Here is a 12,415-nt window from a genome sequence, read left to right as displayed (position 1 = left end):
TCACGCTGGAAGCGTACATTACAATAAAGGATGCATATGTTACACAAATCCATTCGTTGGCTAGTCCCAGTCGCTCTGCTGGGCAGCTCCTATCTTGGTTATCAGGCTATCGCGGCACATGGCCCGGTGGTTGAAGAGAAAAAAGTCGAATCAAAGCAACCGACGGTTGAAGTCGCAGGTTTGTTTCCCACCAATCATCGCGTGCTCATTACCAGCCATGGTGAGTTAGTGCCGTTTGAAGTGACTCGACTCTCGGCACAAGTGTCGGGCGAGGTGACCTCGTGGCATGCGAACTTTGTCAGCGGTGGCATCGTCAAGCGGGGCGAAGTGCTGTTCACCATCGAAAGTGACAACTACGAAGCCGCTGTGTTACAAGCCGAAGCGGCATTGGCCAGCGCACAGGCTACGCTGATTGAAGAGCGAGCCAAAGCAAAAGTGGCGGAAAAGCAAGCAAGTAAACTGAGTGATAAGCAAGTTTCCGACCTCTACTTACGCAAACCGCAACTGCTTAGCGCAGAGGCGCAGGTGAAATCCGCGCAGGCGGCACTAAAACGCGCCAAACGCGATCTGCAAAACTGCAAAGTGATTGCGCCATACGACGCGTTAGTCGTGTCACGTAACTTAGGTGTCGGCCAGTTTATTTCGGCGGGCAGTGAGGTTGCGGTACTTAACAATATCGAAGCTGGCGAAATCCACTTACCGATTGCGGGGTTCGACAGTGCCTTTTTGCCGGAGAAGCTCTCTGATCTAAACGCTTTAGTGACGTTGGATGGCATTCAAAAAACGCAGCGCGAAGGCAAGGTAGTGCGCGATCAAGGTTTGATCGATTCAGCCACGCGGATGACCAATGTGGTGGTGCGCATTAGTGATCCCTACGGGATTAACAGTAAGCAGCCAGCGATCAAATTTGGCTCTTACGTTGAAGTGAACTTTGCGGGTAAAGAGCTCAAGCATATTTACCGCTTGCCTCAAGAATTGGTCAACAATCGAACGGTCTGGGTGGTTGATGAAAACAATGAGTTACAACCAAGAACGGTCAATGTATTGCGTGCTGAAGGGGAGTTCATGCTCATCGCCGAAGGCATTGAACAGAGTGACCAACTGGTGTTAACTGTGCCTGAATATCCGCAAAAAGGCATGACGGTAAAGTTATTGTCCGCTGAGGCCGACAGCAACGACAAGCAAGGTTAGAAGGAGCCGTCATGGAATCGACCCAGCAACGCGGGCTTATCGCCTATTTCGCTCATAACTCCGTGGCCGCAAACTTGCTGATGGTGTTCATCATCATCATGGGGATTGTGAGCTTTTTCTTTATTCAAAGGCAGATGTTTCCCAACATCGAAGTGAACTACATCAACGTCAGTGCTTCTTATCCCGGCGCGTCACCGCAGGAGATTGAAGAAAGCATTTTGATCAAGATGGAAGAGTCGCTCAAAGATGTCACAGGGATAAAAAAAGCCGTCTCCACCGCCTCGCGTGGCAGTGCGCAGATTGAACTGGAAATTGATGTCAAAGCGGACATCAAAGAGGTGCTCGACGATGTCAAACAGCGCATCAGTACCATCGCCACCTTCCCCAAAGGGATGGAGCCGGTCAACATCTATCAATATGAGTTTCGTCAAGATGTGATTGAAATGTCGCTGGTGGGCGATCGTTCACTGGAAGAACTCAAGCCGATCGCCAAGCAAATTGAAGATGAACTGCTGCAATTGCAAAACGTGATGCTGGTCGAGCTCAGTGCGCCGGAAGAGGAGATCGCGATTGAGATAGACCCTCTGGTGTTGCGTAAATATGACCTCACCTTAAACGATGTGACCAATGCGATTCGCCGTTATTCGGCCAACTATTCTGCTGGTGAAGTCACCACCAACGCGGGCATGATAGCGGTTCGAATTGAAAACCAGTACTACAAAGGCGAAGAGTTTCGCAACATTCCGGTGAAACTGGGTGCCAATGGCGCAAAAGTGCTGCTGCAAGATATTGCGACGATTAAAGATGGCTTTACCGAGGCAGAACGTTACTTCCAATTTTCGGGGCAAAACGCGATTTATCTGTCGGTAAAAGCGACCAAAGAGCAAGACATGATTCCGGTAGCGGAATCGGTAAAAGCGTACATTGAGCATAAAAATGCTCAGTTACCTGCCGATCTTAAGATCAAAACACTGGTGGATATGACCTACTACCTGCAAGGTCGTCTCGACATGATGCTGAAAAACTTACTGCAAGGGGCGGTACTAGTTGCTCTGATGCTGAGCATTTTCTTGCGTGTACGTTTGGCGCTGTGGGTGATGATCGGTTTGCCAGTGTGTTTTTTAGGCGCAGTGATGCTAATGCCGTTCTTGGGTGTCACCATCAACATCGTTTCGCTGTTTGCTTTCATCATGGTGCTGGGCATTGTGGTCGATGACGCTATTGTTATTGGTGAAAGTGCCTACAGTGAGATTGAGAGTAAGGGTGGTGGCGTTGACAATGTCATCAAAGGCGTAAAGCGGGTCGCCACTCCTGCAACCTTCGGTGTTTTGACTACCATCGCCGTTTTTGCACCGTTTTTGATGTCTTCAGGTCCAGAGCGTGCGTTCTTTTTTGGCATCGCCTCGGTGGTGATCCTGTGCCTGACTTTCAGTTTGATCGAATCGAAACTGATTTTGCCTGCACACTTGGCACACACCCATTTTAAACCGATTGAACCGGGTAGTTGGCGTGAGCGTTTCAACGCCCGTTTCTTTGGCTTTATCAATGGCCCTTACAAGCGCTTTGTGGTGGCTTGCACCCACTGGCGTTGGAGTGTGATGGCCTTTTTTGTCGGCCTGTTGGTGATAAGCATTGCGCTGATGACATCCAACCATGTGCGCATTGTGATGAACCCAAAAGTGCCAACGGACTTCCCGGCGGTGGTGTTGGAAATGAACGATAACGTCTCCAGCGCACAAACCATTGCGACCTTGAAAGCGATTGAAACGGTCATCAAGGACGTTGAACAAGAAACGGTGGCAACGCATGGACGCGGAATGATTCGTGACATGCTCTCCTACAATCGTGGTCGTACCAAAGGACGCATTGTGGTACCGCTAGTGGACGAAGAACTCAGACCATTTAACACCTTCGAACTTTCGCGGATGTGGCGTGAACGCATGCCAGAGCTCGCTGGGGTGAAAAGTTTGACCATTCGTGACGCGACCAACAGTGGTGATGGCGGCGATGAGTTTGGTTATCTGCTCTTTGGATCGGACATTGCGCAGCTTAACGAAGCCGGGCGCTACTTGATCACCCGTTTACAGCAGCAAAATGGCTTGTTTGATATCTCCTCCTCGATAGATTCAGGCAGTAAAGAAGTGTTGTTGTCGCTAGCGCCAGTTGCCTATGATTTGGGTTTAGATCTCACCATGATCGCCGAACAGGTTGGTGGCAGCTTTTACGGTGGTGAAGCGCAGCGGATTATTCGCGATGGTGAAGAGCTTAAGGTAATGGTGCGCTACCCTAAATTGACGCGCGAAGCCTTTGCCTCACTTCGCTATGCGGTGATCACAACGCCATCGGGTAAGAAAGTGATGCTGGGCGATGTGGTGAACATTACCGAGCAACCGGGTGTGACCAGTATTCGCCGCGAACAGGGTTATCAAACGGTTTACGTTTATGGCTCAATTGACGAAGAGCTGATCGAGCCGAATGAGGTGGTGAACAACATTCGTGACAATCTACTGCCAGAACTCAAAGAGAAGTTCCCTGGTGTTCGTACCGAATTGGGTGGCAGTATCGAAGAGCAGCAGGCACAGCGCAATGAACAGATCATCTTCTTTGTCGCTGGGATGATCATCGTCTACATTCTGCTGGCCGTACCGCTTAAAAGTTATACCCAGCCTTTGATTGTGATGTCAGTGATTCCATTTAGCTTGACTGGCGCGATTTGGGGCCATTTCTGGCTTGGGCTCGACATCAGTATGATGTCCACCTTTGGCTTAATTGCTGCTGCTGGCGTGGTGATTAACGACTCGTTGGTCATGACAGACTACGTGAACCAAGTGAGAAAAGAGGGGATGTCAATCAAACAAGCCGTGGTTGAAGCGGGCTGCGCCCGTTTTCGGGCTATTACACTGACGTCGATCACCACGTTTGTTGGGGTGTTGCCGATCATGTTTGAAACCAGCTTACAAGCTCGCTTTGTCATTCCCATGGCCGTTGCATTGGGATTCGCCGTGCTGTTTGCTACGCTGTTAACCTTAGTGCTAGTACCCTGTTTATATCTTATCTTGGAAGACATTAAGCGCGGATTAAAACAGCTTTGGCGTGGCGTGACCTACCCACTGCGCTGGTTTGGGCGGCGTAAACTTGCTTCCTCTTAGTGAAGTTAAAGTTAGGTCAAACACTAACGAAATGCAGCTCTCGAGCTGCATTTTTTATGCATCCTAGATGCCGGTTAGCTCGAATGGTCTGAGCTCGCTCTGCTTATCATGTCTATACTCAATAAGTGAGGAGTGGTGAACCAGAGTGTGTGATGCTGTTGGAATATGTGCACATTATTCGTCTTGTAAATACTTGGTAAAATTTGCACATACTTTGTAAATATCGCCAAGTTACGTATTTATCTCTAAGCAGTATAAATTAAGTTGTTGATTTTTAATGAATAAAAACTTGGCACGCTAAGTGCTATATAGAGTTCGTTGGTTGATTATTCATTTACACGAGGAACTTAATATGCGCCGTTCAATTCTATCTACTGCAATGCTTCTATTGGTGATGACGTCTGCTGCGAACGCAAACGCACTGGACAACTCTTCCCTGAGCAGTGATCTTAGTGCCGAAATGGAAGCGATGAAACAAGAAGCGATTGCTCAAGTGCAGCAAGAAAACGTTAAAGCGATCGCAGATAAGGACGCGTTGTTAGTGAACTACATCAAACAAGAACAGTCTCAATTAGTGAATTTGAAATGCCAACAAAAAGGCAATGAAGAGTCCTAATCTGCGCATCATTTTTGCTTTGCCAGAACCGCTTGTCACTGCCCCGTAACAGATCGAATTTAAAGTTGAGGCAAATGAGGTGATTCTTTCAGTCATGAAATATGCCTTGTTTGCCCCGTTCGCCAGGTCTCCTATGTACCTGGCTTTTTTCTTTTCAGGACATTGAAAAAAGAAAGCCCGTGTATAGGCTGATACACGGGCAAAAAGGGCACCATATTGGTGTGTCTATTCATTTTGGAGATGGTCGCAAAAGATCCATTTTCTTTTACTGTAAAGAAGCTTTCCCGGGATTGGATGGCTTCAAGTCAGTGTGACCAGCGGGAAGTAAAGTAACACTATTGTTACCATTGTTAAAATGTGAATTGGGTAATCATAGTTTGCACAAATATCGCCATTATGCTTACGAAGTCTGTGGGTTTTACGTTTGAATTGACGAATTTTGTCCCTAGTTCCGTCTTTTACCTTTTGATGTATTGTTGTTTACTCCAACTAAAAATCAGGATGAAAAAGGTAATGTTAACCATCACGTTACCAGTTTAACATTCTTAGAGATCTTGTGGTTTTATGGTTCAGGTAACGCTAGAGTGGCCGTAGTCAGTGGAATAAATTTGTTTTATTTCTTTAGGAATAATGCGTTATAGGAGACTTAATGTTTTCCTCCCTCCGTTATGAGATTAATCCGTCTAAAGAACGGAGAGATTGTGCCGAGAGGCATTTGAATAGCTTGCCAAATGCCGCACGTTTGCTGCGCAGCATTGATCTTGCCAGCGACTTTTGTGTGGTGGTGGCGATGGATGGTGAACAGTTAGTGGGAGTCGCGACCATCAAGAGCTTAGTGCAGGGAAAAAATGGCGAATTAGGCCACTTGTTTGTACTGCCAGAGTATCAAAGGCAAGGTATCGCCAAAGAACTCACCCGGCTGCGGATTGAATACGCTAAGGCCCATGGTTTGGAGCTGCTGTATGCGGTAATTAAAGATCACAACGAGGCCTCGGCGAATAATCTTGTGCAGCACGGTTTTGTCCGTTACGGGCGGTTTTATAGCCTGAGCAACAGCGGGCTGAAATTTGCTTGGTATTTTATGGTGTTAGCTGATGGATTGGATGCTGAAGCGGTCATGCAAACGCTCACCCATCCACGTCGTCGATGTGATTAACGCCTTTGAGCGAAATGAGAAAACAAGCCAGAGCAAAGTGCTCTGGCTTGATAAGTTGCAGTGGTAAGTTGAGTGATATTCGATACTTACAGCTGCGCGTTGATGCTGGCAATCTCCTCTCTCCATTGCTGTTGTAACTGTGGCTTCTGATGCTTAGGCTTTCGCCCGAGATCTTCTTCCAACAGGGTTTCCAACTGCAAAAGACGTTCAAGCAATTGTTCTTCATCGCTCAGGTTTACGCTTGAATGGGTTTGACCTGCCTGCAACGCTGCGTTTTGCTCTGTGTCAGCATTGAGATCGAGTTCAGAGATGTGCTGATAGATCGCTTCAACGCTGAGGTATTCGGTCAATGCGCCATCGTGAATATACCAAAAGCGGTTGCAGCTTTGCTCAATCAGCGTTCTGTCGTGGCTGACCAAAAGCACCGCGCCTGCAAAGGTATTTAAGGTGGCGATCAACTCCTCCTTGCCTTCCATATCCAAATGGTTGGTCGGTTCATCCAAAAACAGCAGGTGATAACAGGCTAGGCTCAGCCCGACAAACAGTAAACGGGCGCGTTCACCACCACTGAGTGACACGACTTTCTGTTGGTGCCTCGCGTACTCAAATCCGGCGCTGATCAAAGCGCGTTTACATTGCTCATTGCTAAGGCGAGCAAAAGTGAGCAGGGCGTCACTGAGTGAGTCGTGATCACAAAGTTGCTGCTGTGATTGGTCGTAATACCCTAAACGGCAGCGGTCATGAAAAGTCACTGTCGGTAAGTCGCGGCGCAGAAATGACGCATGCAGAGCATTGAGCAGGGTCGATTTACCACAGCCGTTACTGCCGAGGATAGCAATGCGATCGCCGCTTTTAACCCGTACTTCACTCATCGCGAATAAAGTGACATCCGTTAACCTTGGCTTCACGGAAAAAGGCAAGATTTCCACCAGCCGCTTGGCAGGCAGAGCTTCCCCTTTGAGGCTCAAACACCAAGGCGCTCCTTCACTTAACTCGGTTTGTTGCTCCTCTAAACGCTCTTTGCGGGCAAACATGGTTTTGGCCTTGCGCGCGAGATCTTCGTTGTCATACACCTTGCCCCACTGTGCAAGACGCTTGGCACTTTTTTCGATTCGGTCGATCTCTTTTTGCTCACTTTGATGGCGCAGTCGGTCGGCCTGATCTTTCTCATCCAGTGCAGCTCTTGCCAGTGAGCATGGCAGGGCGAAGTGGTGTAGGGCTTTATCACGCATGATCCAAGTGGTGTTGGTCACTCGGTCGAGCAGCGTTTGATCATGGGATACCAACACAAATGCCCCTTTCCAGCGAGATAAAAAGCCCTCCAGCCAAATCAGCGACGGCAAGTCGAGGTGGTTGCTTGGTTCATCTAAAAGCAGCAAGTCCGGCTGATGAATGATGGCTCGGGCTAACAGTAAACGCATCTGCTGACCGCCACTGCAGTGGCTGACTGGCATGTGCCACTCTGTTGGCGCGAAGCCTAACTCACCCAACAGCACTTCAGCTTGCCAAGTGTTTTCTGCGGCTAAATGTTCAGCGAGGGCTTGCATCACACTCATCGATTGCACGGCAAGCGGCAGATACTGCTCGACATAGCGCATCAAGCATTGTTTGGCTTTCATTACTTGGCCGCCACTGGCTTCCAACTCGCCATTAAGCAGTTTGAGTAAGGAGCTTTTGCCACAGCCGTTATGACCAATCAGGCCGATTTTGTCGCCGCGTTGGATGGTAAAATTTAACGCATCAAACAGTGCGTGTGAGGTGTGAGAAAGGGTTAGTGATTGTGCAGTTAAAAAAGTACTCATAATGTTCTCAAGAATTTTGGGCGCAAAAGGCCGTTGTCAGGGCTGACAATAATTCTTCGAGCTTGAGGGAAGGTATTCGGATTGGACGCTAGTCGTCGTGGTTGATGTTTCGCTCAAGTCGAGATTATCGCAGCGCGATATCTAAAACTCTTGAGCGAAGCTTAATACCAAACAAACGTGGGTAGATGGCACACCACATAGACATAAAGATCCTCCTTAAATTTCGTTGGGAAAGTACTGGGTACTCTCGGGTTAAACCATGCTCGCTATTCTAGCCTTGCCGATGCAGATGTACACAGGATCAGCCTCTTTCGCGTCGTTTTTTGCCCAAAGTGAGCTGCTGATCGTGCTTGGTCAAAAGCCGAGAAAGGAAATCGGAATGTAAATTTGCTTAAAGAGACTAGGCGCTTTGCTGGGAGGTTGCTAGTATAAATGCAAAAGAGAATGATTATCGAGTAGAGAAATGAATAGACCTGCGCCTCAAGTACTGACTGTCGTATCGACGCAAACCCTGACACCCAATATGCAACGCATTGTTTTTGAGGGTGATTTTCTTAAGCAATTTCCGCAAGAGTGCGAAGGCGGCTATATCAAACTGCTGTTTGATACTCACGGTAATACCGATTTAAGCCAGCTTGCGGAAGGTGAACGTCCGGTGATGCGCACTTACACCATTCGCCGTTTTGATGCCAAGCGTGGTGCAATCGAAGTGGATTTTGTGCGCCATATTACCCCGGACGCGCATTGTGGCTTTGCTGCTCGCTGGGCGATGGCAGCGCAGGTCGGTGACACCATTTCGATGGTCGGTCCGGGCACAATCGCGCCGATAAGCACCGACGCAGATTGGTTCTTCATGGTGGCAGATATGACCTCGTTACCCGCACTTTCTGCCAAAGCGGCACGGTTGCCACAAGAAGCTAAAGGGTACGCTGTGGTCAAAATTACCGAAGCCTCTGACCAACAGACACTTGAGCTGCCTGCCAATATGGAGTTGATTTGGCTAACCGGCGAAGAGACGTTGACACAGAAAGTGACTCACTTGCCATGGCTGGCGGGCAGAGCATCAGTTTGGTGTGCCTGCGAGTTTGACTCCATGCGTCAACTGCGTCAGTACTTTCGCAATGAGCGCGAGGTGGGACGCGAACATATCTACATCAGTAGCTATTGGAAAAACGGTGTATCGGAAGATGGGCACAAAGTCCTTAAACGTGAGGATGCAGAAAGTCACGTCGACTAACGGTGTCGCTCTTTAGCTGATCGCGGGTTTGCTCTATAATCGGCCCGCTTTCATCTGGGACAAAGTCAATGATTTCGAAAAACCAATTAAAACTCCTGCGTGCGTTAGGACAAAAGAAACAGCGTAAAGCGCAAGGCCTTTTTTTAGTGCAAGGTGAGAAAAACGTTCTTGAACTCGCCAAGAGTACTCTTGCGGTTCAACAGATTTTTGCCACTGAGGAATTTCTCGCACAGAATGGCAAGGAGTTGGCGAGCTTTGAATGCATTGAAGCCTCGTTGGATGACTTAACCAAAGCAAGTACCTTGGTGAGCAACAATGCTGCCATTGCCGTGGTTGAGATTCCGCGTGTTGAAATTCCTCTGGCGCAAGGCTTGATGATTGCTTTAGATGGCGTTTCTGACCCTGGTAATTTGGGTACCATCATCCGTGTGGCCGATTGGTACGGGATCAAACATATTGTGGCAAGCAGCGATTGCGCTGACCCATACAACCCGAAAACCATCAGCGCTACTATGGGCAGTTTTGGCCGAGTGCAGGTGAGTTTAGTTGACCTGCCAAGTTATTTGCAGCAGTCCAACTTGCCGATTTACGGTGCGTTCCTTGAAGGGAAAAGTGTGCACAAGACGGATTTTGCAGCGCAAGGTATTTTGCTGATGGGCAGTGAATCTCATGGCATTCGTGAACAAGCGTCAAAGTTTGTCACCGATAAGATCACCATTCCGGCATTTGGCGGCGCAGAATCACTCAATGTGGCGATGGCAACAGGCATCATTCTTGACAATATGCGTCGTCAGCATAGCTAACGTTAGCGGCTGATTTAAAAACAAAAAAAGCGTGCCCAGTAAAATCGGCACGCTTTTTCTTAGGTTCGATTGGCTTTTTAGCGTTCGAGCATGTCCAGCTTATTGGGCACACCATTCCATTTCGCCGCTTCATCCATGGCGGGTTTCACTTCGGTCTGATTTGGCCAGATTTCCGCAAGCTCGGCGTTGAGTTCCACAAAGATCTTTTGATCGTCTTCTAGTTCATCTTCCTGAAAAATGGCTTGCGCGTCGCATTCAGGGACACATAAGCCGCAGTCGATACATTCGATCGGATTGATCACCATGAAGTTTGGCCCTTCATGGAAAGCATCTGCCGGACACACCGCCACACAATCGGTGTATTTGCATTGAATACAGTTATCGGTTACGACAAACGCCATGGCAATCCGCTCTTAAAATCAGTCAAAAATTGAAGAAAGGGGATGATACTGATCCGAAGCGAAAATTCAACATTCCGCGCAGTGAATCTTCGCTCTTCTCCTTTCGCTTACGGGATTTAGTATGACAGACAAGGCAATTTCTCGTAAAATGCGCGCCATTGTGAGCGGGCTTGACTTGGTTGGGCTTCGCTATGACACCAACTGCAACGAGACATCCAATGATACGTTTAACTGAAATCAGACTTCCGCTTGATCATGAGGAAGGCGCGCTACTCGACGCGATAACCCGCAAGCTCTCCATTCCGGCCGATCAGGTTCTTTCTTTTAACATGTTTAGACGTGGCTACGATGCTCGTAAGAAAACTCAAATTCAACTGATTTACACCTTAGATGTGGTGGTGGCGGGTGACGAAGCCGCGTTGCTGGCCAAATTCAGCAAAGATCAGCATGTGCGTCAAACGCCGGATATGGATTACAAATTTGTCGCCAAAGCCCCCGCTAACCTGACTGAGCGTCCAATCGTTATCGGTTTTGGCCCGTGCGGTTTGTTCGCTGGCCTAGTGTTGGCGCAAATGGGCTTTAACCCCATCATTGTTGAGCGTGGTAAAGAGGTGCGTGAGCGCACCAAAGACACTTTCGGCTTTTGGCGAAAACGAACCCTCAACACAGAATCGAACGTGCAGTTTGGTGAAGGCGGTGCGGGCACCTTTTCGGATGGCAAACTGTATAGCCAAGTGAAAGATCCCAACTTCTATGGCCGCAAAGTGATCACCGAGTTTGTTGCCGCAGGCGCGCCAGAAGAGATCCTCTACGTGAGTAAACCGCACATCGGCACCTTTAAACTGGTCACGATGATCGAAAAGATGCGCGCGACAATTCTAGAGTTAGGCGGTGAGATCCGTTTCAGTACTCGCGTTGATGACATCCATATGCAAGATGGGCAAATCACCGGCGTGACCTTGTCGAACGGCGAAGAGCTGAAATCTCGTCATGTGGTACTCGCGGTGGGTCACAGTGCGCGTGATACCTTTGAGATGCTGCATGAGCGCGGTGTTTACATGGAAGCTAAACCGTTTTCTGTCGGTTTCCGTATCGAGCACAAACAATCGATGATTGATGAAGCGCGTTTTGGTCCAAATGCGGGCAATCCAATTCTCGGCGCGGCAGATTACAAACTGGTGCACCACTGTAAGAATGGCCGCACTGTGTATAGCTTCTGTATGTGTCCGGGCGGTACGGTGGTCGCGGCGACGTCAGAAGAGGGGCGCGTTGTCACTAACGGCATGAGCCAATATTCGCGCGCCGAGCGCAACGCCAACAGCGCCATCGTGGTGGGTATCGACCCTGAACGCGATTATCCTGGCGATCCATTGGCGGGCATCCGTTTCCAGCGTGAACTGGAGTCGAATGCTTACCGATTGGGCGGTGAAAACTACGATGCGCCAGCGCAGAAAATTGGCGACTTCCTCAAAGGTCGCGATCCAAGTGCACTGGGCGATGTTGAACCATCCTTCACGCCGGGGATCAAGTTGACCGATTTGTCAAAAGCACTCCCTGCTTTTGCTATTGAAGCGATTCGTGAAGCAATTCCTGCATTTGACAGCCAAATCAAAGGTTTTGCCACAGCCGATGGCTTATTGACTGGGGTAGAAACTCGAACTTCTTCGCCTGTGTGCATCAAGCGTGGCAAAGATTTCCAAAGCATTAACCTAAAAGGCTTCTACCCAGCGGGTGAAGGCGCAGGTTATGCGGGCGGGATTTTGTCAGCGGGTATCGATGGCATCAAAGTCGCCGAAGCGGTGGCTCGTGATATCGTCGCACAGTTAGAAAATGCGTAAGTGAAGCTAAATAGAAAAAGCAACTCCGAAAGAGTTGCTTTTTTTGTAGATTTTATTTGGTTAAAAGCCGTAAATCACATTTAACTCGATGGTTTTCGCCGCGTCAAACCAGCAATGCCCAGCTCACAATCAAGCGAGAGGTCAGTTGTTTTGTGAGCTTTTGCCGAGGTTTAACGCAATATCTTAAGAGAAACCGTGTTGCTGGTCAGTGGTTACCAACAA

Annotated in this window: 9 protein-coding genes; 7 read left to right on the top strand and 2 right to left on the bottom strand. The window is 48.7% G+C overall.

Translation table 11 applies throughout. The features are described from left to right. Window positions 1-30 precede the first annotated feature (30 nt). From EWA64_RS15670 to EWA64_RS15655, 4 genes are all read left to right on the top strand, one after another. Window positions 31-1,191, top strand: coding sequence for an efflux RND transporter periplasmic adaptor subunit (locus tag EWA64_RS15670; protein ID WP_082796651.1), 1,161 nt, complete (start codon window positions 31-33; stop codon window positions 1,189-1,191). Window positions 1,192-1,202: 11 nt separating this feature from the next. Then, window positions 1,203-4,340: an efflux RND transporter permease subunit gene (locus tag EWA64_RS15665; RefSeq protein WP_039428379.1), complete on the top strand. Its 3,138-nt coding sequence runs from the start codon at window positions 1,203-1,205 to the stop codon at window positions 4,338-4,340. A 352-nt stretch (window positions 4,341-4,692) separates the two neighbouring features. Then, window positions 4,693-4,956: a hypothetical protein gene (locus tag EWA64_RS15660; RefSeq protein WP_061894285.1), complete on the top strand. Its 264-nt coding sequence runs from the start codon at window positions 4,693-4,695 to the stop codon at window positions 4,954-4,956. A gap of 649 nt (window positions 4,957-5,605) precedes the next feature. Then, on the top strand, window positions 5,606-6,112 hold the full coding sequence (locus EWA64_RS15655) for a GNAT family N-acetyltransferase (protein WP_061894286.1): 507 nt from the start codon (window positions 5,606-5,608) through the stop codon (window positions 6,110-6,112). Between the two features lie 86 nt (window positions 6,113-6,198). On the opposite strand, the gene EWA64_RS15650 is transcribed toward EWA64_RS15655, so the two are convergent. Continuing rightward, window positions 6,199-7,914 carry an ABC-F family ATP-binding cassette domain-containing protein gene (locus EWA64_RS15650; RefSeq protein WP_061894287.1) on the bottom strand — a complete coding sequence of 572 codons (1,716 nt, stop codon included), beginning with the start codon at window positions 7,912-7,914 and terminating at the stop codon, window positions 6,199-6,201. Between the two features lie 463 nt (window positions 7,915-8,377). Here EWA64_RS15650 and EWA64_RS15645 point away from each other — a divergent pair, with 463 nt between their 5' ends. Both EWA64_RS15645 and EWA64_RS15640 read left to right on the top strand, forming a co-directional pair. Next, window positions 8,378-9,151 carry a siderophore-interacting protein gene (locus tag EWA64_RS15645; RefSeq protein ID WP_061894288.1) on the top strand — a complete coding sequence of 258 codons (774 nt, stop codon included), beginning with the start codon at window positions 8,378-8,380 and terminating at the stop codon, window positions 9,149-9,151. A 68-nt stretch (window positions 9,152-9,219) separates the two neighbouring features. Continuing rightward, window positions 9,220-9,954, top strand: a complete 735-nt coding sequence (locus EWA64_RS15640; RefSeq protein ID WP_061894289.1) for an RNA methyltransferase — start codon at window positions 9,220-9,222, stop codon at window positions 9,952-9,954. A gap of 77 nt (window positions 9,955-10,031) precedes the next feature. On the opposite strand, the gene fdxA is transcribed toward EWA64_RS15640, so the two are convergent. Then, a complete protein-coding gene (gene fdxA, locus EWA64_RS15635) occupies window positions 10,032-10,355 on the bottom strand; it encodes a ferredoxin FdxA (RefSeq protein ID WP_061894290.1) in 324 nt (107 codons plus the stop codon). 218 nt (window positions 10,356-10,573) lie between these two features. On the opposite strand from fdxA, the gene EWA64_RS15630 reads away from it, so the two are divergent. Continuing rightward, complete coding sequence (locus EWA64_RS15630; protein WP_061894291.1) at window positions 10,574-12,193, top strand: NAD(P)/FAD-dependent oxidoreductase; 1,620 nt, start codon at window positions 10,574-10,576, stop codon at window positions 12,191-12,193. Window positions 12,194-12,415 lie beyond the last annotated feature (222 nt).

The sequence above is a fragment of the Vibrio cidicii genome (assembly GCF_009665415.1).
GTDB lineage: Bacteria > Pseudomonadota > Gammaproteobacteria > Enterobacterales > Vibrionaceae > Vibrio > Vibrio cidicii.
The sequence above is the reverse complement of the archived record's forward strand: the minus strand, read 5'-3'. Positions and strand labels throughout refer to the sequence as shown.